This window comes from Streptomyces sp. NPDC044003 (assembly GCF_056435185.1).
The window spans coordinates 143,294-165,632 of the sequence record NZ_JBWKFA010000004.1 but is presented as its reverse complement, the minus strand read 5'-3'; the positions used below and the strand labels follow the sequence as shown (position 1 = coordinate 165,632).

At 73.1% G+C, this 22,339-nt stretch carries 19 protein-coding genes; 9 read left to right on the top strand and 10 right to left on the bottom strand.

Annotated elements, in window-relative coordinates; translation table 11 throughout:
• The first annotated feature begins 4 nt into the window (after positions 1 to 4).
• Both AC07AW_RS17885 and AC07AW_RS17880 read left to right on the top strand, forming a co-directional pair.
• Complete coding sequence (locus AC07AW_RS17885; protein WP_478816423.1) at positions 5 to 1,054, top strand: rhamnogalacturonan acetylesterase; 1,050 nt, start codon at positions 5 to 7, stop codon at positions 1,052 to 1,054.
• A gap of 119 nt (positions 1,055 to 1,173) precedes the next feature.
• A complete protein-coding gene (locus tag AC07AW_RS17880; RefSeq protein WP_478816422.1) occupies positions 1,174 to 1,773 on the top strand; it encodes a DUF4328 domain-containing protein in 600 nt (199 codons plus the stop codon).
• A 33-nt stretch (positions 1,774 to 1,806) separates the two neighbouring features.
• Here the strand turns inward: AC07AW_RS17880 and AC07AW_RS17875 are convergent, their stop codons facing one another.
• A complete protein-coding gene (locus tag AC07AW_RS17875; protein WP_478816421.1) occupies positions 1,807 to 4,683 on the bottom strand; it encodes a glycoside hydrolase family 2 TIM barrel-domain containing protein in 2,877 nt (958 codons plus the stop codon).
• 297 nt (positions 4,684 to 4,980) lie between these two features.
• On the opposite strand from AC07AW_RS17875, the gene AC07AW_RS17870 reads away from it, so the two are divergent.
• The 7 genes from AC07AW_RS17870 to AC07AW_RS17840 all read left to right on the top strand — a co-directional run bounded on the left by AC07AW_RS17870 (position 4,981) and on the right by AC07AW_RS17840 (position 12,140).
• Entirely contained in the window at positions 4,981 to 6,036 is a 1,056-nt protein-coding gene (locus AC07AW_RS17870) for a LacI family DNA-binding transcriptional regulator (RefSeq protein ID WP_478816420.1), read from the top strand.
• A complete protein-coding gene (locus AC07AW_RS17865) occupies positions 6,017 to 6,556 on the top strand; it encodes a SigE family RNA polymerase sigma factor (protein ID WP_478816419.1) in 540 nt (179 codons plus the stop codon). The genes AC07AW_RS17870 and AC07AW_RS17865 overlap by 20 nt, the downstream gene beginning before the upstream one ends.
• Positions 6,556 to 7,227 carry a hypothetical protein gene (locus AC07AW_RS17860; RefSeq protein ID WP_478816418.1) on the top strand — a complete coding sequence of 224 codons (672 nt, stop codon included), beginning with the start codon at positions 6,556 to 6,558 and terminating at the stop codon, positions 7,225 to 7,227. The genes AC07AW_RS17865 and AC07AW_RS17860 overlap by 1 nt, the downstream gene beginning before the upstream one ends.
• Positions 7,228 to 7,312: 85 nt before the next feature.
• The gene (locus tag AC07AW_RS17855) at positions 7,313 to 8,074 is read left to right on the top strand and encodes a MerR family transcriptional regulator (protein ID WP_478816417.1); all 762 of its coding nucleotides are present in this window, start codon (positions 7,313 to 7,315) and stop codon (positions 8,072 to 8,074) included.
• 153 nt (positions 8,075 to 8,227) lie between these two features.
• Entirely contained in the window at positions 8,228 to 8,809 is a 582-nt protein-coding gene (locus AC07AW_RS17850; RefSeq protein WP_478816416.1) for a hypothetical protein, read from the top strand.
• Positions 8,810 to 8,883: 74 nt separating this feature from the next.
• Positions 8,884 to 10,551: a rhamnogalacturonan lyase B N-terminal domain-containing protein gene (locus AC07AW_RS17845; protein WP_478816415.1), complete on the top strand. Its 1,668-nt coding sequence runs from the start codon at positions 8,884 to 8,886 to the stop codon at positions 10,549 to 10,551.
• A gap of 89 nt (positions 10,552 to 10,640) precedes the next feature.
• The gene (locus AC07AW_RS17840) at positions 10,641 to 12,140 is read left to right on the top strand and encodes a carboxylesterase/lipase family protein (RefSeq protein ID WP_478816414.1); all 1,500 of its coding nucleotides are present in this window, start codon (positions 10,641 to 10,643) and stop codon (positions 12,138 to 12,140) included.
• Positions 12,141 to 12,156: 16 nt separating this feature from the next.
• Here the strand turns inward: AC07AW_RS17840 and AC07AW_RS17835 are convergent, their stop codons facing one another.
• The 9 genes from AC07AW_RS17835 to AC07AW_RS17795 are packed head-to-tail and all read right to left on the bottom strand — an operon-like array spanning position 12,157 to position 22,254.
• Complete coding sequence (locus AC07AW_RS17835) at positions 12,157 to 13,317, bottom strand: pectinesterase family protein (protein ID WP_478816413.1); 1,161 nt, start codon at positions 13,315 to 13,317, stop codon at positions 12,157 to 12,159.
• 22 nt (positions 13,318 to 13,339) lie between these two features.
• Positions 13,340 to 14,635, bottom strand: coding sequence for a pectate lyase family protein (locus AC07AW_RS17830; RefSeq protein ID WP_478816412.1), 1,296 nt, complete (start codon positions 14,633 to 14,635; stop codon positions 13,340 to 13,342).
• Complete coding sequence (locus tag AC07AW_RS17825) at positions 14,632 to 15,438, bottom strand: rhamnogalacturonan acetylesterase (RefSeq protein ID WP_478816411.1); 807 nt, start codon at positions 15,436 to 15,438, stop codon at positions 14,632 to 14,634. The genes AC07AW_RS17830 and AC07AW_RS17825 overlap by 4 nt, the downstream gene beginning before the upstream one ends.
• Positions 15,435 to 16,775, bottom strand: a complete 1,341-nt coding sequence (locus AC07AW_RS17820) for an ABC transporter substrate-binding protein (RefSeq protein ID WP_478816410.1) — start codon at positions 16,773 to 16,775, stop codon at positions 15,435 to 15,437. Before AC07AW_RS17820 ends, AC07AW_RS17825 begins: the two co-directional genes overlap by 4 nt.
• Before the next feature lie 56 nt (positions 16,776 to 16,831).
• A complete protein-coding gene (locus AC07AW_RS17815) occupies positions 16,832 to 18,463 on the bottom strand; it encodes a glycoside hydrolase family 43 protein (RefSeq protein WP_478816409.1) in 1,632 nt (543 codons plus the stop codon).
• Positions 18,460 to 19,305, bottom strand: a complete 846-nt coding sequence (locus AC07AW_RS17810; protein WP_478816408.1) for a DUF6807 domain-containing protein — start codon at positions 19,303 to 19,305, stop codon at positions 18,460 to 18,462. Before AC07AW_RS17810 ends, AC07AW_RS17815 begins: the two co-directional genes overlap by 4 nt.
• Positions 19,302 to 20,501 carry a Gfo/Idh/MocA family protein gene (locus tag AC07AW_RS17805; protein ID WP_478816407.1) on the bottom strand — a complete coding sequence of 400 codons (1,200 nt, stop codon included), beginning with the start codon at positions 20,499 to 20,501 and terminating at the stop codon, positions 19,302 to 19,304. The genes AC07AW_RS17810 and AC07AW_RS17805 overlap by 4 nt, the downstream gene beginning before the upstream one ends.
• Complete coding sequence (locus tag AC07AW_RS17800; protein ID WP_478816406.1) at positions 20,498 to 21,361, bottom strand: carbohydrate ABC transporter permease; 864 nt, start codon at positions 21,359 to 21,361, stop codon at positions 20,498 to 20,500. Before AC07AW_RS17800 ends, AC07AW_RS17805 begins: the two co-directional genes overlap by 4 nt.
• Positions 21,358 to 22,254: a carbohydrate ABC transporter permease gene (locus AC07AW_RS17795; protein WP_478816405.1), complete on the bottom strand. Its 897-nt coding sequence runs from the start codon at positions 22,252 to 22,254 to the stop codon at positions 21,358 to 21,360. Before AC07AW_RS17795 ends, AC07AW_RS17800 begins: the two co-directional genes overlap by 4 nt.
• Positions 22,255 to 22,339 lie beyond the last annotated feature (85 nt).

Sequence of the window (22,339 nt, the reverse complement as noted above, 5' to 3'; positions counted from 1 at the left end):
CACGATGAGAACAACAGCGCTGCTCGCCACGGCGGCGACCCTGCTCGGGACGCTCGCCGCCGCGCCCGCCGCCCACGCCGACGGTCCCTTCGGACAGGGCCTCGACCACTGCGCCCCCACCGGCACCGGGGCGCTCGCCTGCCACTTCGACGTCGCCCCCGGTACGTACGACGTGACCGTGACCCTCGGCGGCGAGAGCGCCGGAGCGACCGCCGTCAGCGGCGAGACCCGGCGGGCACTGCTCGCCGAGACCGCCACCGGGGCGGGGGAGCTGCTGCGGCGCTCCTTCACCGTGGACGTCCGCGACCCCGAGGGCGAGCCCACCGGGGCCGCGGGCAGCCCGGGCCTCGACCTCGTCCTCGGCGGGTCGGCCCCGCGCGTGGCCGCGCTCCGGGTCACCCCGGCGCCCGCCGCCCGGCAGCTCTTCCTGGTCGGGGACTCGACGGTCTGCGACCAGCCGGGCGATCCGTACACCGGCTGGGGGCAGATGCTGCCGGCCCACCTCCGGCGGGGCGTCGCCGTCGCCAACCACGCCGACTCCGGGGAGAGCACCGTCACCTTCCTGGCGAACCCGGCGCTCTTCGACCGGGTGGAGGCCGAGATCCGGCCCGGGGACCCGGTCCTGATCCAGCTCGCCCACAACGACAAGCAGACGGACGCGGCCACGTATCGGGCCAACCTCACGACGCTGGTCGAGCGGGTACGGGCGAGGGGCGGCGAACCGGTCCTGGTGACGCCCGTCGTGCGGCGCTGGTTCAACGCCGACGGCACCCTGAACAACGGGATCGCGCTCCTCGTCAACGGCCTCGGCGTCGACCACCCCGCCGAGATCCGCGCCCTCGCCGGCTCCCTCGGCACCCCGCTGATCGACCTCACCGCCCTCACGAAGGCGCGCGTCGAACAGCTCGGCCCCGAGGCGTCCAAGGCGCTGTACCTCACGGCCGAGAAGCGGGACAACACCCACACCTCGGTCCGTGGGGCGACGGAGTACGCGGCGCTCGTGACCGCCGAACTGAGGGCCCTCGGCATCCTCCCCGCACCGCTGTTCCGCTAGGCGGTGTCCGAGGGCCGCCCACCCTTGGTCACCCCGCCGGAGCGCCCTACGATGCCGGTGATCACCGCCGCCGTGGCGAACCACGGCGGCGGCACCGTATTCCGGGGGAAGCGCAGTTCATGGACGCGTACAACGTGCCCGTCGGGCCGGCCGCCGTGCGGGGGCCCCGCTACAGATTCCGCAACCCGGCGGGGCCCGCCCTCGTCGCCCAGTCGCTCATCGCCACCTCCGGACTCGCCGACGTCTACATCATCGCGACCGGCGGCAAGGACTCGCCCTGGCTCGCCGACGACATGGTCCCGTTCCCGGCCGTGCTCCAGGTGGCGTGCTGGATCACGTTCCTGGTCTGGTTCCACCGCGTCCGCTGCAACGCCGAGGTGCTCGCCCCGGGCACCCACAAGTACGGCCCGGGCTTCGCCGTCGGCGCCTGGATCATTCCGCTCGCCATGTGGTGGCTGCCCCGCCGCATCACCCTCGACATCCGCCGGGCCGGCGGTCCGCCCCGTGACGCCTGGCTGATCAACGCCTGGTGGTTCGTCTGGCTCTGCGACGGCCCTCTCTCGGTCGCCTTCCACTTCCTCTTCCTCGGCCACTGGGACTACCGCAACCCGGTCGACGAGAGCCTCAACATCCTCTCCACGATCCACGCGATCGCGGTCATCCGCCGGGTGACCGCCGACCAGCCCGCCGGCCCCCTGCCGTACTTCAACATGACCTGAGCCCCGGCCCCCTTCCGGGGGCCGGGGAGAAGATCAGCCGAGCGGGGTGAACGTCAGGGTGAACGCGGCCGGGGCCGCGTCCAGCCGGTGGGCGGGGAGCACGCCCGGTCCGCAGGACTGGGAGCCGATGCCGTGCTGGGCGTGGTCCAGGTGCAGCCAGAGCGTGTCGCCCGGCACCAGATCGGTGTCGTGGGCGGCCGCGTCGAGCTGCTCGGTGGTCCAGCGGCGGGCGGTGAACGCGAAGGCCGGTGCGCCCGCCACCCGTACTCCCCGCTCCCCGGAGGTGAGTTCCAGCCACCGGGTGTCGATCCGGGCCCCGTTCTCCTGCGGACGCACGTACGGCGTCCGGAGCCCGGCGACGGTCGACTCCCACCGGCCGAGCCGGGCGGCGGCCCGGGTGTCCGGGTAGGCCTCGCCCGGCCCGCCGCCGTACCAGGTCACCCGGTCCAGGGCGGCCGGCAGCCCGAGCCGGACCCCGAGCCGGGGGAGCGGCACCCGCCAGTCGCCCTCGGGCTCGACCTCCACGCGGAGCCGCAGCGCGGTGCCGTCCGAGGTCCAGCGGTACGTGGTGCGGAGCCCGAACGCCTGCGCGGCGGGCGCCACCCGTGAACGTACGGTCAACTCATCCGCATGCAGGGCGACTTCGTCGATCCGGTGGCGCATCCGGTGCAGCCCGAGCTCGCGCCAGAGCAGGCCGTGACGCTCCTCGGGCTGCCAGGGCGCGCCCTCGTCGTTGTCCGTGGGTGCCCGCCAGACGTCGAGGCGGAGGCCACCGGTGACGGGAAGGGCGCCGAGAGCCAGCGGCTCCCCGGTGCGGCCGTCGAAGACACCCGTGCCGAGGGCGATCCGGTCCGCCGTACGGACGGGCCGTACCGCCCTCGCCCCGTCCGGGGTCGGGGAGGCCGCGGACACCGGGAGTTGGCCCCAGGCGACCTCGTGTCCGGCCCGCGCCCACGGGGTGTCGGCGGCGAGCGTCGCCCGTACCGTCCACAGCGTCTCGGCCCCCGCCGGATGTGCGGGCGGCGCCGGCAGCGCGACGCGCGCGCTCTCCCCGGCGGCCAGCGCGGGCACCACCAGCGGGCCCGTCGTGAGGGTCTCGCCGTCGGCCAGGAAGGACCAGGTGAAGGCGAGATGCGCGAGATCGGCGACGTCGTGACCGTTGGCCACCAGGACGGAGCCCGGGCCCCCGGCGGTGATCCGGACCGGCTCGATCACCTTCTTGTACTCCAGGAGCCCCGGCGACGGCGTCCGGTCGGGGAAGAGCAGCCCGTCACAGACGAAGTTGCCGTCGTGCAGCTCCTCCCCGAAGTCGCCGCCGTAGCCGAAGCCGTGCACGGGGTGGGCGAGGCCGTGGTCGATCCACTCCCAGACGAAGCCGCCCTGGCAGCGCTCGTACGTCTCGAAGAGCCGCTGGTACGCGGACAGCCCGCCGGGCCCGTTGCCCATGGCGTGGGCGTACTCGCACATCAGGAAGGGGAGTTCACGCCGGGCCTCCGGTCCTTCGTCGGCCCTGCGGCCGATCTCCTCGACCTCGGCGTGCGGCGGGTACATCCGGGAGTAGACGTCGGTGTCGGCGCAGGAGCGGTCCCCCTCGTAGTGGACGAGCCGGGACGGGTCCCGGTCGCGGATCCACTCCGCCATCGCGGTCAGCCCGGCGCCGGTGCCGCACTCGTTCCCGAGCGACCACATCACGACCGAGGGGTGGTTCTTGTCCCGCTCGACGAGCCGGGCCGCCCGGTCGAGCAGGGCCGGGGTCCAGCGCGGGTCGTCGACCGGATTGCCCTGCCAGGCCAGGTCCTGGAAGCCGTGCGTCTCCAGGTCGCCCTCGTCGATCACCCACAGCCCGTAGGCGTCGCACAGGTCGAGGAAGGCGGGGTGCGGCGGGTAGTGGGACGTGCGGACGGCGTTGATGTTGTGCCGTTTCATCAACTCGACGTCCGCGCGCATGGTCGCGTGGTCGAGGGCACGGCCGCGCTCCGGGTGGAACTCGTGCCGGTTCACGCCCCGGAAGAGGATCCGCCGTCCGTTGACCTTCAGGACGCCGTCCTCGACCGCGACCGTCCGGAAGCCGATCCGCAGCGGGATCCGCTCGCCCGCGGTCGCGAGCTCGCCCTCGTACAGGCGGGGGACCTCGGCGCTCCACGGCTCGACCGCCACCGTCGCCGCCTCGCCGGTGGCGAGGGCGAGACCGAGTTCGGGCACGGTGACCCGGCCGGGCACGTCGCACTCCACCCGCAGGGTGCCGCTGCCGGTGACGTGGTCGTACGAGGCGTGCACGAAGAAGTCGCCGGGCGCGCCCTGCGGCCGGTGCAGCAGGGTCACGTCACGGAAGACGCCCGGCAGCCACCACTGGTCCTGGTCCTCCAGATAGGAGCCGGAGGACCACTGGTGGACGCGGACGGCGAGGACGTTGTCCCGGGGCTTCAGACGGGGTCCCACGGCGAACTCGTGGGCCAGTCGGGAGCCCTTGAAGTCGCCCAGCTCCGTGCCGTTGAGCCAGACCCGGGCACAGGACTCCACCCCGTCGAAGCGGAGGACGGCATCGCCCTCCGCCGGCCAGTCGGCGGGCAGGTCGAAGCGGCGCAGATGGTCGCCGGTCGGGTTCTCGGTGGGGACGCGGGGCGCGTCGACGGGGAAGGGGTAGCGGACGTTGGTGTAGGCGGGGCCGCCGTACTCACCGTCCTTGCCCTGGAGCACCCAGTGGCCCGGCACGGCGACCGTCGCCCAGGTGCTCGCGTCGAAGTCCGGTGCGGCGAAGGAGGTGTCCTCGGCCTCGGCTGTGGGGGAGAGGCGGAAGGCCCAGTCGCCGCCGAGGGAGAGGGCGGCGGCGTCGGAGCGGGCGTACCAGGCGCGCGGGGGGAGCGTGCCGCGACCGGGGGAGACGTCTTCGTACCAGGGCAGGGCGGACATGGGCCTCCTGTCGGAGCTGTCGGAGCTGTCGGAGTTGACGGTTTTGACGGAGTTGACGGAGTTGATGGAGTTGTCGGAGAGCGGGAAGGGAAAGGGGGTCGCATGACAGCGCGGAAAGCGCTTGCTGCACGGTGTTCATCCCACCGCGCCGGAAGGCCGCGCACAACCCCGACCGGCCCCCGGGCCCTTGGACTCTTCGCGCCCCACCTGGACAGCTCGTCGAACGGCCGCTTAGGGTCAGGAGCCGAATCGTCGGGCGGCCGCCCGGAACGCCGGGAACCGTTCAGGAGCACGCACGTGGTCACCCTCGCCGATGTCGCCCGCCACGCCGGCGTCTCGGCCAGCACCGTCAGCTACGTGCTCAGCGGAAAACGCTCCATATCCGCCCCCACCCGCGAGCGCATCCAGCACAGCATCGACGCCCTCGGCTACCGGCCGCACGCCGGTGCCCGCGCGCTCGCCAGCAGTCGGACCAACATCCTCGCGCTGATGATGCCGCTGCGCACCGGCCTCTACGTCCCCGTGATGATGGAGATCGCGATGGCCGTCACCACCACCGCTCGCTCCCACGGCTACGACGTGCTGCTGCTCACCGGCGAGGAAGGCCCCGAGGCCGTCCGCCGCGTCGAGGGCAGCGCCGTCGCCGACGGCATGATCGTCATGGACGTCGGGCTCGACGACCCCCGGCTGCCCTGTCTCCAGGAGGCCGAGCGGCCCTCGGTCCTCATCGGCCTGCCCGCCGAGACGTCCGAGGCCGCCGACGCCACCGGACTCGACTGCGTCGACCTCGACTTCGAGGCCGCCGGAGCCCGCTGCGTCGAGCACCTCGCCGGCCTCGGCCACACCCGGATCGCGGTCCTCGGCGAACCGCCCGCCGTGTACGAGCGGGGTACGGGCTTCGCCACCCGCACCCTCACCGGACTGCGCGCCGCCGCCGGCATCCACGGAGTCGGACTGCTCCACCGTCCCGTCGACGGCAGCTACGCGGCCGTCGCCGCCGCCGTCACCCGCGTCTTCGAGGAACGTCCCGGCACCACCGCCCTCGTCGTCCAGAACGAGGCCGCCGTCGAACCCCTCCTCGCGCTCCTGCGCCACCAGGGCCGCGCCGTGCCCGAGGACGTCTCCGTCGTCGCCATCTGCCCCGACCAGGTCGCCGTGCACGCCTCCGTGCCGCTCACCTCCGTCTCCGTACCCGCCCGGGAGATGGGCCGCCTCGCCGTCGAACGGCTCGTCGCGCGCCTCGACGGTGAGCCCCCGCGCGGCGCGGAGCTCATCGCGCCCGTCCTCACGGCCCGCGCGAGCACGGGCCCGGCCTTCCGCACCGAGGACCCTCGTGATCACGGCGGGCGCTGACGCCGACGAAAGCGCGACGGAGTTCCGGGCCTTCTTCGAGCGCCACTACGCCGAACTCGCGCGCCTGGCCCACCTGTTGACCGGCGAGACCGATGCCGCCGACGACCTCGCCGCCGACGCCATGCTCGCTCTGTGGAACCGCTGGGACCGGGTCCGCGCCGCCGACCACCCCGCCGCCTACGCCCGGGGCGTCGTCGCCAACCTCGTCCGCACCCGGATCCGCGGCACGGTCCGCGAACGGCGCCGGATCGCCGCCTTCTGGGACCGCCGCCCGGAGCACACCGAGGACCCGGACGTCCCCGCCGTCGTCGACGTCCGGACCGCGCTGCGCGCCCTGCCCTTCCGCAAGCGCGCCTGCGTCGTGCTCCGGCACGCCTTCGACCTCTCCGAACGCGACACCGCCCTCGCGCTCGGCGTCTCCGTCGGCACGGTCAAGAGCCAGACGGCCAAGGGCATGGCGGAACTCCAGCGGCTGCTCGGGGACCGGGCCGCCACCGAACTCGCCGCGGGGAGGCGCTGATGGACGAGACACAGCTCCGCCGCGAGCTGAGGGAGGCGGCGCTCGCGCACCGGCCCGACCACGCCCGCATCCTCGCCCGCGTGGAGCGGGGCATGGCCGCGCCCGCCCCGGCTGGCAGGCGGACCCGGTCCCCGCGCCCGTGGACCGGGCGCCGCTGGACCACGGTCGTCGCCGTCGCCGCGGCCGTCGCCGCGGTCGTCGGCATCGGCGGCCTCGCGGTGACCACCCGGGACGACCGGCCCGCCGGGCCCGCCACCACCCTGCCCGCGCCCGGCCCCACGGCCCACGCCACCGGCACCGTCGACCCCGGCAGCAACCGCTGGTGGGCGCAGAGCGACCTCGCCGTGACGACGGAGTCGCCGATCGCCGGCCTCACCGTCGAGCTGCGGATCGCCCGTACCCCCGGCGTCGTGAGCACGGGGCACTGGCGCACCCGCCCCGCCGAGGACTTCACCGTGACCGTGACCGAGGAACCCCGGGCCCTGGTCTACCGGTGGACGCTCAAGCCGGGCCGCACGGTGCCGCCCGGCCCCCACACCTTCGCCGCCCAGTACAACCACGCCGAAGGCGCACGCGACGCCTCGGCCGACACGTACGACATCCTCCTGACCGGTCCCGACGGCGGCCGCACCACCCTCCGGGGCGGCTTCGGCCCCGGCGGCGGGAACTGAGCGACTTGCGGTTGACGCGGCGTCAACCCCTACGTTCTTCGAACGGGGCCGGAGACACCGGCCCCGGCGAAGGAAGGACACCGTCATGGCCTGGTCGATCGCGGACGTGGCCCGGATGTCCGGGGTGACCTCCCGGACGCTGCGGCACTACGACGAGATCGGTCTGCTGGAGCCGGCGTGGACCGCGAGCGACGGGCACCGCCACTACGAGGAGCCCCAGCTGCTGCGCCTCCAGCAGATCCTGCTCATGCGGGAGCTGGATCTGGGTCTGCGCGAGATCCGGGAGGTCCTGGACAGCGGGGCCGACCGCGTGACGGTCCTGCGCGAGCACCACGCCCGGCTGCTCGCGGAGCAGGACCGGCTCGGCACCCTGGCCCGCACGGTCGCCCGCACCATCGCCGAACTCGAGAAGAACGAGGACGAGCACATGGTGGAGATCAACCGCCCCGAGAACCTCTTCGAGGGCTTCCAGCCCGACCCCGCACTGGAGGCCGAGACCCGCGAGCGCTATCCGCAGGCGTACGAGCAGTCCCGGCAGGCCGTCGAGGGGCTGACCCCGGAGACCGCCGAGCAGTGGCAGCGCGAGGTCACCGCCCAGATGATCCGCTTCGCCGAGTTCATGGCCGCCGGCACGCCCGCCGACGACCCGGCGGTCCAGGCCGAGGTGGACGTCCACTACCGGGACGTCTGCCGCTTCTGGACCCCGAACGCCGAGGCGTACCGGGGTCTGGCCAGGACCTACGTCGAGGACGGCCGCTTCCGGGAGAACTTCGACCGGATCGCCGTCGGTCTCGCCGAGTACGAGTGCCGGGCGATGACCGTCTACGCGGACACCCGGCTGAGCTGAGTCGGACCGGTCCGCGCGCGACTCCGGGCCGATCCCCTCTCGCCCGTGCGGCGGAGGGGGCTCGGCCCGGCGGGCGATCCGCCGGGCCCGCGCGGACGGGATCGTCGTCGGTGACGGGCCGACCGCCGGCCCACCGGCACCGAGGACCACGCGATGAACACGACCAGGACGACGGGGACGACGCGTTTCCGCCGCGAAGGACAAGGCCGGTTCCGCGCCGCCTGGTGCACCGCCCACACCCCCGTCCCGGGCGTCTCGCACCGCACCCGGCTGCTCGCCCTCGCCGTGCCTCTGACCGTGCTCCCGGCGAGCCTCTGGCGCCTCCCCGCCGCCTTCGACGCCGGGATCGGCCTCGGCGAGCGGGTGTACATCGTCTTCCTCTCGGTCTTCTCGGAGGCGGTCGCGTTCACCGCGTTCGGGCTCGTCGCCCGCTGGGGTGAGGTCGTCCCCTCCTGGGTCCCGGTCCTGCGCGGCCGCCGGATCCCTCCGGCGGCGGTGCTGGTCCCCGCGGCCCTCGGTGCCACCGCCCTCACGCTCCTGTGGACCGTGCTCTCGCTCACCACGGAGATCATGGGCACCACGATCCAGGGCGACCCCCTGCCCGCGGACTTCCCCAGCCAGACAGGCGGGTGGATGGCCGCCTCCTACTACGTCTGCTACGCCCCGCTCGTGCTGTGGGGACCGCTGCTCGCGCTCCTCACCGTCGCGTACGGCCTTCGGCGCCGACAGAGGTGAGCACCCCGGCAACCCTTCGCCGGCCGGCGGCGACCTACGGGAGACCGCACCGTCCGCCGAAGGAGCCGCAGCCGATGAGCCCGTACGAGACACCCCACCACCCCCTGCGCCGACGTACCGTCCTCGGCGCGGCCGCCGCCGGAGCCGCCCTCGCAGCGGTCCCGTCCACCGCCGAAGCCGCCGGGTTCGGCTGGAGCGACGACGGCGGCCAGTACGTCGTCGACACCGGCGCCGGACTCGTGTTCAAGGTCTCCAAGTCGACCGGCGACCTCACCTCGCTCCTCTACAAGGGCAAGGAGTACGAGGGGTACGGCGGCAAGCACTCGCACGTCGAGTCCGGCCTCGGCGCCTCCACCGTCACCCTCGCCCAGACCGGCTCCACCGTCCTCGTCACCGTCGTCCACGGCACCCTCCGCCACTATCTGGCCGCCCGCGCCGGGCTCAACAACGTCTATCTGTGGACCGACAAGGCCGACACCTCCGTCACCGCCACCCGCTTCATCGCCCGGATCAAGCCGGGGATCTTCCCCAACGAGGGCCCCGACTCCTGGGTCGAGGGCGCCGACACCGTCATCGAGGCCGGGGACGTGTGGCGGCGGGCCGACGGGCAGACCCGCTCCAAGCACTACTCCGGCGTCCGCGTCATGGACTACACCCACATCGGGTACACCACCGGATCCGTCGGCCTCTGGATGGTCCGCTCCCACCACGAGAAGGCCTCCGGCGGGCCCTTCTACCGCTCGCTGCTCCGCCACTCCAACGAACTCGGCGTCGGCCTCTACGAGATCCTCCACTACAACCAGTCCCAGACCGAGGCGATGCGCTTCGGCCTCCAGGGCCCCTACGTCCTCGCGTTCACCGACGGCGGCGCACCCGACCCGGCGCTGCACGCCGCGAACCACGACACCTCCTGGGTCGACGGCCTCGGCATCCCGAACTGGGTCGGCGCGGCGGGTCGCGGCAGGGTCGCGGGCGTCGGTCTCGCCGGGATGGACGCCGGCCACCCGTACACCGTCGGTTTCGCCAACGCCGACGCCCAGTACTGGACCCGCGCCGCCGCCGGCACCGGCGCCTTCTCCTGCCGGGGCATGCTGCCCGGCACGTACACCCTCACCGTGTACAAGGGCGAACTCGCCGTCCACACCGGCACGGTGACCGTCACCGCCGGGACCGCCACCGCCCTCCACACGATCACCCTCGCCAACGATCCGAGCACGGCCCCCGCGATCTGGCGCATCGGCGACTGGGACGGCACGCCCGGCGCCTTCAAGAACGCGGCCCTCATGACGTACGCCCACCCCGCCGACGTCCGCGCCGCGCCCTGGACCGGGAACGTCGTCCTCGACGGCGGCGACGTGTCCGGGTCGTTCCCCTGCTACCTCTGGAAGGACGTCAACGACGGTGTCCTCGTGTACTTCAGGCTCACCGCCGCCCAGGCCGCCGCCGCGCACACCCTGCGGATCGGCGTCACCACGGCCTTCCTCAACGGACGCCCGCAGGTCACCGTCAACGACTGGGTCTCCGCGATCCCCTCGCCCCCGACCCAGCCGGCGACCCGGTCGCTGACCAACGGCTCGTACCGCGGCAACAACCACATCTTCACGTACGTCGTCCCGGCGAGCGCCTGGAAGACCGACCCGAGCCAGTACAACGTGCTCCGGCTGAACATCGTCAGCGGCTCCACCGGCACCGGGTTCCTCAGCCCCGGCACCGCGATCGACTGCGTCGATCTGCTGCCGTGACACCTGCGCCCCCATTGACATCGCCCGTGTGTCAATCGTCATGATCTTGGTGTTGGTGCCGGTCAGGGCCGTGATGGCAGGCTGAGGCCATGGACATCTTCAAGACGACGTGCGGTGCGGTACGAGGCTTCCGGGCGTCGGACGACGTCGTCGCCGTGCTCGGAATCCCCTACGCCGCACCGCCGTTCGGCGCCCACCGGTTCCGGGAGCCCGCCCCGGCGGACGCGTGGAGCGGCGTACGGGACTGCACGGCCTTCGGTCCCATCGCCCCGCAGTCGGCGGAGCTGCCCGGCTCGCCGGTGTGGTCGCCCGGCGACGAGGACATCCTCACCGTCAACGTGTGGACCCCGGCTCCGGACGGCGGCTCTCTGCCCGTCCTGGTCTGGGTCCACGGCGGCGCCTACACCTTCGGCTCCTCCGCCCAGCCCGACTTCGACGGTGACGCCCTGGCCCGCGCGGGCCTTGTCGTCGTCACCCTCAACTACCGGGTGGGCTTCGAGGGGTTCGGGCACATCCCGGACTCCGCGGAGACGTCGTACCCCGACAACCGGGGACTCCTCGATCAGATCGCCGCCCTGCGCTGGGTGCGGGAGAACATCGCCGCGTTCGGCGGAGACCCCGGCAACGTCACGGTCGCCGGCCAGTCCTCCGGGGGCGCCTCGGTCGCCTGCCTCATGGTGATGGACCGGGCGCGCGGCCTGTTCCACCGCGCCGTCGTGCACAGCCCCGCGAGTCCCCACTACACGCGCGACATCGCCGCCGCGACCACCCGCGAGGTCGCCGCCGAGGCCGGCTGCCCGGCCACCCCCGAGGGTCTGGCCGCCGCGACCCCGCAGGCCCTGGTCGCCGCCTCGGACCGGGTCGTCGAGGCGTACCGACGGGACCCGGCCTCCGGATCCCGCCACTACGACCCCTCGCTGTACGCGCCCGTCCTCGACGGCGACGTCCTGACCGTCGACCCCCTCGCGGGCCTTGCCGCCGGAGCGGGCCGGGACGTCGACCTCCTCGTGTGCCACACCACGGAGGAGTACTGGCTGTTCGACGCCGTCGACAGCTGCACCAAGGTCTCCACCGAGAGCCAACTGGCCCGGTTCGCCGAGGACTTCGGGCTGCCCGAGGGCCTGGTCGCCGGCTATCGTGCCGCACTGCCCGACGCTCCGGTGCTCGACGTCTACCTGGCCGTCTTCGGCGATCTCCTCTTCGGCGAGTACGCCAACAGGCTCGCCGAGCAGCAGGCCCGGGGCGGCGGCCGGGCGTTCCTGTCGCGCTTCGACCGCCGCCGCGGCGGCCCGCACGGAACCGTGCGGGCCTGGCACTGCGCGGACATCCCCTTCGCCTTCGGCAACGCCGACAAGGACTGCGTCTCGTTCCTCATCGGCGGCGCCCCCACTGCCGCCGACCACGACCTCGCCCGCCGGATGGTGGGCGCCTGGGCCGGCTTCGCCACCACCGGTGACCCGGGCTGGCCGGCGTACGACGACACCACCGCGCAGGCGAGGGTGTGGCGGACCGAGGGGGAGGAGCGGGACGAGCCCGTCGCGCTCCGCGCCCTCTGGGAGCGGGCCGAGTTCCCCCTCCTGCGTCCCTGAGCACGGAGTCCGGCCGTCAGGCGCAGGGCCTCCGGGGAACCCAGTCGCCCAGGTACGTCGTCGGGGTCACGGTCGCGGCCTCGGCGGAGTCGAGCTGGGGGCGGTTATCCGGGACCGTGATCCCGGCGCCCGGGCCGGTGTTGCGGTACTCGGCGAAGCGCTGCTCCTGCCAGGGGTAGGCCTCGCGCATGTTCGCGTACGGGGCGACGGCGTCGATCCCGGGGCCGAGGACGCTGTCCCGGACCACGAGCGAGGGCCGGGCGGTGGGGTCCGAGCCCGGCACCCAGGGCCTGGCCAGCTTGTAGAAGCCGTCCGGAGCCTCGCCGGTGATCCGGCAGCGGGCGGCGAGGACGCCGTACGGATTGCTCCGTGCCGTGGAGGGCGCGAAGACGAAGCCGTGCGGGGCGGCCGCCAGGTCCGGGCGGAGCAGCGTATGGAACCGGCAGTGCTCGAAGACCGCCCGGGCCCGGCCGAAGACGAAGTCGACGTCACCCTCGACGTGGCAGTGCGCGAAGTACTGCCTGGCCACGGCCGTGAGGGTCATGGAGTCGGCGTACAGGGTGTCCTGGTGGCCGAGGAACCGGCAGTGGAAGAAGGCCGACCGGTCGCCCTGCACCTTCAGCGCCACGGCCTGGGTGCCGGGGTTCCCGGGGAGGTCCGTGCGGAGGAAGTCGTTGGCGAAGGTGACGCCCTGCGCGGTGAAGCCGTCCGCCTGGACGGTGGTGGTCGCGGAGCCGGACGTGCCGTAGGTGCCGCCGCCGGGCCGGGGCGAGCCGGCCGCGTTGGCGTACACCACGACGACGTCCCGGGGGTCCCCGCTCGCGCCGATCCAGGTCATGTCCGTACGGGCGGGACTGACCGTGACCGTCTCGCGGTACGTGCCGGGGGCGAGCACCAGCGTCCAGCCGGGTCCTTCGGCCGCGGTGACCGCCGCCTGGACCGTGGTGTGGTCGCCGAGCCCTCCGGGGTGCACGTACAGGGTCCGGCCGGTGAGCCGGGCGGCGGGCGAGCCGAGCGGGCCGAAGGGCGCCGGGGGAGCGGCGCCCGCGGTCCCGGCCGGCAGGGCCAGGGCGAGCGCGCCGCCGAGACCGGCGGTGAGCACGGCGCGGCGTCCGGGGGCGTGGCTTTCCGAGGGCTGGGCTCCGGTGCGCCGGGCTCCGGTGGGGTGCGTAGACATACGGGTCCTCCTTCCTGGGGACTCAGCGGAGGCGGCCGGCGCCCGCGTGGTGGTCGACGAGGGCCGGGACGGCCAGAGGGTGGTCGACGCGGGTGCGCAGGACCGGGGTCCAGCCCGCGTCCGCGCGCAACTGCTCGGCGGGGTACTGCGCGTTGTGCACGGCGAGCAGGTCGACCGGGCTCCCGTCGACGTAGTTGCCGGAGGTCGTGACCGGCGCGTCCTTCCACTTCTTCAGGATCTTCCCGGCGGGGACGTCGGCGGCGAGCGTGAACGCGTTCTTCTCGGCGACGAGTCGGGACTCCTGGCCGATGCCGAGGCTGTACACGTACGCCGAACCGGGCACCACGAAATGGTTGTTGTACGCGTCGACCTGGCCGAAGCGCACTCGGGGCGCGCGCTCCACCACGTTGTCGAAGAGGTTGTGGTGGAGGGTGACCCTGAGCTTCCCCCGGTCGGTGGCGCCCGCGCTGTCGCTGTTGCCGATCATCAGCGTCTTGTCGTGGTCGGTGAAGACGTTCCAGGAGGCGGTGACGAGGTCCGCGCCCCGCACGATGTCGAGTTCACCGTCGTGCCGCTGGTAGACCTCCCCGTAGTACGAGGGCAGCGAACTGTCCGGGTGGGCCCCGTCGGTGAAGGTGTCGTGGTCGATCCAGACGTGGGTGGAGCCGTACACGACCAGGCTGTCGTACTCGGAGTTCCAGGCGCCGGTCGCGCCGTCGGTGGGGTCCCACTGCGGGAAGCAGTCCAGGGGGGACTCCAGGGTGAGGTTGCGGACGACGACGTTGTCCACGCCCTGCACCTGGAGGCTGCCGCCGGTGATCCCGGCGTGCCTTCCGACGCCGACGATCGTGGTGTTGGCGGGGACCTTCACCTTGATCGCCTGCCCCTGGGCCGTGGCCGAGGCCGCCCGCAGGTCCTCCTGGGGGCCGCTGACCTCGTTCTCGTACCCCCACACGGCGGGGTCGTAGTCGGCGAGGTAGCGGGCGAAGTCGTAGCCGGGGGCCTCGAAGACGGCGCAGCCGGCGGCGGTCGCGTCCAGGACGCCGGCCACCCGCACGATGCGGGGTTCCGTGCCGGGCACGGCGAGCGCGCCCCGGAACTGCTCCCAGGTGGTGACGGTGAAGACCCGGGAGGCGTCGGCCGCGGACCCGCCGGTGGTGCCGGTGCCGGCGGACGCCCAGCCGTCACCGGCCGGCAGGGTCGCGCGGGCCGGGTCGCCGCCCGGCCGCTGGGCGCCGTGCGCGCCGGCCGCGGGGGCGGTCACCGTGAGGACGAGGGCGGCCGCCGCCACCACTCCCAGCTGCTTGCGTCGGTTCATGCGAGGGTCTCCTCGGAAACGGGCCAGGTGATCCGGGCGGGGTCGATCGCGTCGTCCAGGCGGCGTGTCTCGCGCGGCGCGAGGACGTGGGTGGCGAGCAGTTCGCCGGCGACGAGCCGGGCCACCTCGATCGCCCCGGGCGGGTTGAAGTGCGTGTTGTCCTGCTCGGTCGCCGTCCAGTTGAAGTACGTCTTCGTGGCCTCCGGGCCGAGCCGCTGCCACAGCGCCAGGGACAGCGCCTCGATGTCGAGCAGCGGGACGTCGGCCTCGGCCGCCGTCTCCCGCACGGCCGCCGGGTACGCGCCGAGCGTGCGCAGGGCGGTGCCGTCCACGGCGAACCTCCGCCGCTCCACGGAGGTGGCGAGCACCGGGAGGGCGCCCCGGGACCGTGCGCCGTCGACGAAGACCCGCAGGTTGTCCTGGTAGGTGCTCCAGGGCTCGGTGTAGCGGGTGGGGTCGGCGACCTTCTGGTCGTTGTGGCCGAACTGGACGAGGAGGACGTCGCCGGGGCGGAGGGCCGCGAGGATCGGGTCGAGGCGGCCCTCGTCGAGGAAGCTCCTGGTGCTGCGGCCGTTGACCGCGTGGTTGGCGACCGTGACGTCCCGGTGCAGGAAGAAGGGGAGCGCCATGCCCCAGCCGGTCTCCGGCGCGGCGTCGGCGTACTTCTGGGCGGCCGTCGAGTCGCCCGCGAGGAAGACCGTGCGCGTCCGGGGCCGTCCCTGGGCCCGGGCGGCGGGGGCCCCGGCCAGGGCGAGCGCGAGGCCCGCCCCGGCCGTGACGACCGCGCGGCGGTCGACGCTCACCGGTTCTGCTGCTTCCACTCGGCCTGCGCCGCGTTCAGCTGATCGGCGAGGTGGTCCAGGAACTCCTTCGCGGTGGACTTGCCGAGCAGGACCTTCTGGAAGCCGGGTTCGTTGTCGGCCTTGGAGATCGTGTTCCAGTCGGGCAGGTAGTACGGCAGCTCCACGATCGTGGCCTTGCCGCTGAAGAGGACCTCGGCGCCGAGCTTGGTGGGCTCGGACTCGGCGAGCCACGGGTCCGCGGCGGCCTCCGTGTTGGCGGGTATCGCGCCGGCCGACCTGTTCCACTTGCTGTTGGAGGCGTGGGAGGCGGCGAACTCGATGAACTTCCAGGCCGCGGCCTTGTTCTTGCTCGACGAGAAGAGCCCGAGGCCGTCGACCGGGTTGGAGACCTGGACCCGGGTGCCGTCGTCGAGCGTCGGGTTCGGGATGCCCCGGAACCTGCCCGTGCCGAGCGCCTTCACGTGGTCCTGGTACGAGCCCAGGTTGTGGTTCAGCATGCCGATCTCGCCGCTGTCCCACTGGGCGACCATCTTGGTGAAGTCGTTGTTGACGTCGGCGGCCGGGGTGTTCTTCTTGAACAGCGCGGCGTACTTCTCCAGGGCCGCCACGTTCTTCGGGTCGTTGACGGTCGTCTTGTCGCCGTTCCAGAAGCTCGTGATGCCGCTCTGGCCGTACATGGCGTCGAGCGCCTGGGCGATGGAGCCGGCGCCGCCGCGGATCGTGTAGCCGAAACGGTTCTTGTCGGCGGCGGTCAGCTTGTCGGCCGCCGCGTAGAACGTCGACCAGGTGGTCGGCTCCGGCAGGCCGGCGGCCTTGAACAGGTCGGTGCGGTAGTAGAGGACGCCGTTGCTGGCGGACGTGGGGACGGTGAACAGCTTGCCCTGACCGCCCGCCGACTTCACGCTCGCGACCATGCCGGGGTTCAGCTTCCCCTTCAGCGAGCCGCCCTCGATCCGGGCGTCCAGCGGCTCCAGGACGTTCTGCGCGGCGATCCCGGCGAGCATCGCCGCGCCGACGCCGCCCACGTCCGGCAGGCCGCCGCCCTGGATGGCGGTGTCGTACTTGGACTGGACCTCCTTGGAGGCGATCCCGACGTACTCGACGTCGATGTCGGGGTTCGCCTTCTCGAAGTCCGCGATGATCTCCTTCCAGACCTCGGTGCGGACACCGCCGTTGTTGTCCCAGAAGGTGATCTTTCCCTTGCCCGATCCCTCGGTGCCCTTGTCGCCGCCCGCGCCGCTGCCGTCGTCACCGCAGGCGGTGGCGGTCAGGGCGAGGACACCGGACAGGGCGAGGGCGAGGACGGCTCTGCGCCGTCCGCCGGGGAAGATGGTCATCGTCGGCTCTCTTCTCTCGGAGTCTTGCGGGTGATGGGGGGAGTGCGGGGGGACGTTCAGGCGGGGGTGACGCGGAAGGCGGAGAACACGGCCGTCCCGGCGTGTCCCGCCCCCGCCGGCGCGCCCGCGAACAGACCGAGGAGCGCGCCGACCCAGCGCCAGGGCGTGGCGGCGAACTCCGGCCCGAGCCGGACCGGGCCCGCGGCCTCGTCGGTCTCATCGGCTTCGTCGGCGCCGTCGACGGAGTACGAGAACCGGCAGCGCGCGTCCGCCGTGACCTCGATCCGCAGCAGGACCTCGCCGCCGGGGACGGGCCGGGAGTGCGCCGCGTCCCGTTCCCCGTCGGCGCCCGCCGGGGCGAAGCGGTGCACCAGCCGGACCGTGCCGGCCGGGGCCCGCTCCAGACCGATCCAGGCGTACGCGTCACCCAGGACGACCAGACCCGCGCGGGCCCCGGGCGCCTCGCCGTCGAGCCGCAGCCCGACCTCGACGATCAGGGCCCCGGCCGGCAGGCGCTGGGTCAGCACGTGCGGCACACTCCGCAGATCGGCCGGCCGCTCCGTACGCACACAGCCGAGCCGCAGCCCGTCGCCCGTGTGCTGACTCGCCCAGCCCTCCTCCGGGTTGGCGGTCCACTGCCACTGCCGGCCGAACCGCCCGCCCGGGAACGTGTCGTCCACCGCGGGACGCGCGCGAGGCTGCTCCGGCAGGTCCGGCTTCCGGTGCACCCGGACCGGGGCGCCGTCCTCGCCCAGGACCGGCCAGCCGTCCGCGTCCCAGCGCATCGGCTGGAGGTGCACGAGCCGGCCGTGCGCACCCGACTGCTGGAAGTGCAGGAACCAGTCCTCGCCGCGCCGGGTGCGGACCCAGCCGCCCTGGTGCGGCCCGTTGACGTCGGTGTCGCCCTGGGCCAGGACGATCCGCTCCTCGTACGGCCCGAAGAACGACCGCGAGCGGAACGCGCCCTGCCAGCCGGTGGCCACGCCCCCGGCCGGCGCCAGGATCCAGAACCAGCCGTCGTGGCGGTACAGCTTCGGGCCCTCCAAGGTGAACCAGCCGGGGATCCGGTCGCTGTCCACCAGGACCCGGCCCTCGTCGAGGACCTTGCTGCCGTCCGGGCTCATCCGGTGGCCGGTGAGCCGGTTGTTGAACCCGGCGCGCGACCTGGCCCAGGCGTGCACGAGGTACGCCTCGCCCGACTCCTCGTCCCACAGCGGGCAGGCGTCGATCAGGCCCCGGCCCGCCTTCACCAGGTGCGGCGCGGTCCACGGGCCGTGCACCGAAGGGGCGTTGACCTGGAAGATCCCGTGGTCGGGGTCGCCCCAGAAGATCCAGAACCGGCCGTCGTGGTGCCGGAAGGAAGGCGCCCACACCCCGCAGTCGTGCCGGGGCGCGGTGAACGCGGCGGCCGGTTCGAGCCGTTCGAGGGCGTGGCCGACGAGCGTCCAGTTGACCAGGTCCCGGGAGTGCAGCAGGGGCAGCCCGGGGGCGCGGCCGAAGCTGGACGCGGTCAGGTAGTGATCGTCGCCGACCCGCAGGACGTCCGGGTCCGACCAGTCGGCCGCGAGGACCGGATTGCGGTACGTGCCGTCACCGAGGTCGCCGGTGGGGGTGGTGGCGGTGGCGGTGGCGGTGGCGCCGGTGCGGGTGGTGGCGGTGGGGGTGGCGGCTGTGGGGGTCGTGCTCATGACGCCACCGCCTTGCGGACCAGGGCCGCGGCCCCCGCCCGGTCGAGCCGGCCGTCGGCGACCACGGTTACGACCCGGCGTACGAACGTCTCCCCGGCCGCCACCGGAAGCCGCGCGTCGTACGCGAGGGAGGAACCGACCCCCGGGTACTCGGCGGCGCGCACGAACCAGGGGTCGTGGCGGGTCCGCGCGGTCGCCCCGGCGAACACCAGCGTCCAGCCCGCGCCGGCCAGGGCCACCCAGTCGGCCGCGACCCCGTGCACCGCCTCCTCGCCGTCGGCCTCCGCCCCGAAGACCACGGGGGCCGTCGCCTCCTTCGGCGCGCGCCAGAAGAAGCCCCCGTACGCGGCGCCCGGCCGGCCGTTCGTCGCCGGGCTCCCGATCGACAGCTCACGGCCCGACACGTTGGCGAGGGAGAAGGTGAGGTCGAGCGCCCAGGCGGAGTCGGTGAGCGCGGTGGCCGCCACCGTCCGGTGCTCCCGGAACAGCCGCTCGCCGCCGGCCGTCCAGCTCAGCTCCGCCACGAAACCGTCCGGGTCGCACAGCTTGAAGGCCTCGTGCCGCTGCACCCCGTGGTTGTCGAGCGCGACGGAGCCCCGGCCGCGCACGAAGGTGCGCCCGCCCCAGAAGTTGTGGCCCGCGACGTCCGGCACGGCGACGCCCGCGCCCAGGTGGTGCGGGTGGTCCTCGGGCAGGGTCTCGGTCACCGGGAGTCCGGCGAGGGTGGTGACGGGGTGGAGATACGGCCGGGGGGAGTGGTCGGCGGCCAGTTCGGGCCGGGTGGTGTAGCGGGCGACGGTGCGGCCCGCGCAGCGCAGGACGGTGGGGGACACGGGGGTCATCGGGCCTCCGCCCGGGCCGAGGGCGCCCAGGGGGCGCCGAGTTCGGAGAAGAGCCTGAGGGCGTCGGCGCTCGCGTCGACCAGGGCGTCCACGCCGTCGACGACCCGGCGCGGCGCGCTCTCGCCCGGCTCGGTGTGCCAGTGGGCGGCGGGGACGTCGAGGGGCTCGGGAGCGGTCCGTACCGCTTCGACGACCCGCATGAAGGCACCGGTCTCCGCCGGCGGCACCCGGAGCGGTGCGCCGTCGGTGACGTGCGCGACGAGGTTCTCCAGGAGGTCGGTGCGGCCGTACTCGGTCTCCACCGGGCCGTGCCCGGCGCGCTGCACCAGGACCCGGTCCTGCCGGTACCAGAAGGTGATCCGGCCCTGGCTGCCGTGGACGATGACGTACGGCTCCGCGGACGTCTCGGCGCACAGGGTCGCCGCGACCGTGACCTGGGTGCCGGTCGAGGTCACGACCCGTACGGCGGAGGTGTCGTCGGACTCGATGGCGTTCGCGCGCAGCAGCTCCGTCTCGATGTGCTCGACGTCCTCGGCGCGGGTGGAGCCGGAGAGCGCGAGCGCCGTGGCGACGGCGTGCGCCAGCGGGTTGGTGAGGGCCCCGTCGACGACGTCCACGCCGTCGAGCCGCCGGTGTCCCGCCCAGGGCGCGCGCCGGAAGTACGCCTCGTCGCGGACCCAGGCCCCGGCCGCGCCGACGCCGAGGAGTTCGCCGATCGCGCCGTCCTCCACCATGCGGCGGATCGCGGGCACCGCGTGCGAGCCGAGCGACTGGAAGCCGATCTGGCAGGCCACCCCGGCGGCCTCGACCCCGTCGGCCATCCGGCGGAACTCGGCGTACGAGGGGGCGGGCGGCTTCTCCAGGAGGATGTGCGCGCCGTGCCGGGCTGCGGCGAGCGTCATGTCGGTGTGGGTCTGGATGGGGGTGGAGAGCACCACGATCCGGGCGTCGGTCGAGGTGAGGAGCGCCTCGAAGTCGGCGGACTGCTTCGGGTCGCCGATGCCGTCCAGTTCGGCCGCGTCGAGCGGGCGGAGCTCGCAGATCCCGGCGAGGCGGACGAGACCGAGGTCTTCGAGGCGGCGGATGTTGAGGAGGTGGCTGCGGCCGTGGCCGCGGGCGCCCGCGAGGACAACGGGCAGCGGGGTGCGGGTGCGTGCGGTGTCCATGTCTTCCCTGTTCGTGTGGGTGCTGTTCATCCCTTCACCGCCCCGGCGCTGAAGCCGGTGACCAGCCACTTCTGGATGAAGGCGAAGACGACGACCACGGGGACGGCGGCGATGACGCCGCCCGCGGCGAGCGCGCCGAGGTCGACGCTGTCGGCGCCCATGAGGGTGTTGAGGCCGACCGGGATGGTCTGCTTGTCCTGGCTGCTGAGGAACATCAGGGCGAAGAGGAAGTGGTTCCAGGCGTGGACGAAGGCGAAGGAGCCGACGGCGACGAGACCGGGCCGCAGGAGCGGGAGGACGACGATCCGGAAGGCTCGGAAGCGGTTGCAGCCGTCGACCCAGGCCGCCTCTTCGAGGGAGTACGGCACGTTCCTGATGAATCCGCTGATGAGGATGATCGACAGGGGGAGCTGGAACACGGTCTCGGCGATGATCACGCTGCCGAGGGAGTTGATCATCCGCAGTTCGGCGAAGATCTGGAACAGCGGGACGAGGAGCAGGGCGCCCGGCACGAACTGGGAGCAGAGCAGGGCCAGCATGAAGCCCTTCTTGATCCGGAAGTCGAAGCGGGCGAGGGCGTAGCCGCCGGCCAGGGCGACGACGGTGGTGCTGATGAGCACCGCCACGCCGATCAGCAGGCTGTTCTGGAAGAAGACGGCGAAGTTCCGCTCGGTCCACACCTTCTCGAAGTGCGCGGTCGTCATCGGCCAGGGCAGCAGCGAGGTCGAGCCGGCCGGACGCACGGCGAAGAGGAGGATCCAGTAGAAGGGGATCAGGGTGAAGAGGAGATAGATCCCGAGCGGCAGATAGATCTGCCAGCGGGGCGCTTCGTCCCAGGCGGCCCTGCGCTTCACGCGGACGGCGGTGGTCAGGGGTATCGCGGCTGTCACTTGCCGTCGCCTCCGAACTTGCTCAGGCGCAGATAGACCATCGAGCAGAAGAGAAGGATCACGAACGCCACCGTGGTGAGGGCGGAGGCGTAACCGAAGTTGTGGGCGTCGACGCTGGTGTGGGCGATGTAGAGGGGGAGCGTGGTCGTCTCGCCCGCGGGTCCGCCGCCGGTCAGCGTGTACAGCAGGTCGACGTTGTTGAACTCCCAGACCGCGCGCAGCAGCGTGGACAGGACGATCGCGTCCCGGAGGTGGGGGAGCGTGATGTGCAGGAACTGCCGGAGCCTGCTCGCTCCGTCGACCTCGGCCGCCTCGTACAGGTCCTTCGGTACGGACTGGAGGTCGGCCAGGATGAGGATCGCGAAGAACGGCACCCCGCGCCAGAGGTCGGCGACGATCGCCGCCGGGAACACGGTCGCGGTGTCGGAGAGCCAGGACGTGCCGTACGTGCCCATGCCGAGGTCCGCCAGATAACGGCTGATGCCCGTCTGGGAGTTGTAGAGCAGCACCCAGATCGCCGAGGTCAGCACGCCCGACACCGCCCACGGCGAGAAGACCAGGGCCCGGCCGAGCGCGCGGCCGACGAAGGTCTGGTTCACGATGAGGGCGAGCGCGAGCCCGAAGAGGAGCTGGAGGGCCACCTCCACGACGACCCACTTGAGGCTGAAGGTCAGCGTGCCCCAGAAGCGCGGGTCGTCGGTGAGGATCCGGGTGAAGTTGTCCAGGCCGGCGAAGCCGTTCCGCCACGGTTTCGTGGGGTTGTAGTTCTGCAGGCTGTAGGAGAAGACGCTGAGCACCGGGTACGCGATGAACCCCAGCATCAGCAGGCCCGCGGGGGCGATCAGCAGGTACGGCAGGGCGGCTCGGCGTGCGGGGGTCACAGCTGAGGCCATGACGGCGGCTCCGTTCTCGGTGAAGCGCTTCGCGGACGACGTTCGAGATGTCGGACAAGCGGGGTGGGGGCGGTTCCTTCGAGGG

Excerpts from the sequence above, each read along its gene's own strand:
- AC07AW_RS17885 (WP_478816423.1), top strand. The coding sequence starts at position 5 with ATGAGAACAACAGCGCTGCTCGCCACGGCGGCGACCCTGCTCGGGACG.
- AC07AW_RS17880 (WP_478816422.1), top strand. The coding sequence starts at position 1,174 with ATGGACGCGTACAACGTGCCCGTCGGGCCGGCCGCCGTGCGGGGGCCC.
- AC07AW_RS17875 (WP_478816421.1), bottom strand. The coding sequence starts at position 4,683 with ATGTCCGCCCTGCCCTGGTACGAAGACGTCTCCCCCGGTCGCGGCACG.
- AC07AW_RS17860 (WP_478816418.1), top strand. The coding sequence starts at position 6,556 with ATGGACGAGACACAGCTCCGCCGCGAGCTGAGGGAGGCGGCGCTCGCG.
- AC07AW_RS17855 (WP_478816417.1), top strand. The coding sequence starts at position 7,313 with ATGGCCTGGTCGATCGCGGACGTGGCCCGGATGTCCGGGGTGACCTCC.
- AC07AW_RS17850 (WP_478816416.1), top strand. The coding sequence starts at position 8,228 with ATGAACACGACCAGGACGACGGGGACGACGCGTTTCCGCCGCGAAGGA.
- AC07AW_RS17845 (WP_478816415.1), top strand. The coding sequence starts at position 8,884 with ATGAGCCCGTACGAGACACCCCACCACCCCCTGCGCCGACGTACCGTC.
- AC07AW_RS17840 (WP_478816414.1), top strand. The coding sequence starts at position 10,641 with ATGGACATCTTCAAGACGACGTGCGGTGCGGTACGAGGCTTCCGGGCG.
- AC07AW_RS17835 (WP_478816413.1), bottom strand. The coding sequence starts at position 13,317 with ATGTCTACGCACCCCACCGGAGCCCGGCGCACCGGAGCCCAGCCCTCG.
- AC07AW_RS17830 (WP_478816412.1), bottom strand. The coding sequence starts at position 14,635 with ATGAACCGACGCAAGCAGCTGGGAGTGGTGGCGGCGGCCGCCCTCGTC.
- AC07AW_RS17820 (WP_478816410.1), bottom strand. The coding sequence starts at position 16,775 with ATGACCATCTTCCCCGGCGGACGGCGCAGAGCCGTCCTCGCCCTCGCC.
- AC07AW_RS17815 (WP_478816409.1), bottom strand. The coding sequence starts at position 18,463 with ATGAGCACGACCCCCACAGCCGCCACCCCCACCGCCACCACCCGCACC.
- AC07AW_RS17810 (WP_478816408.1), bottom strand. The coding sequence starts at position 19,305 with ATGACCCCCGTGTCCCCCACCGTCCTGCGCTGCGCGGGCCGCACCGTC.
- AC07AW_RS17805 (WP_478816407.1), bottom strand. The coding sequence starts at position 20,501 with ATGAACAGCACCCACACGAACAGGGAAGACATGGACACCGCACGCACC.
- AC07AW_RS17795 (WP_478816405.1), bottom strand. The coding sequence starts at position 22,254 with ATGGCCTCAGCTGTGACCCCCGCACGCCGAGCCGCCCTGCCGTACCTG.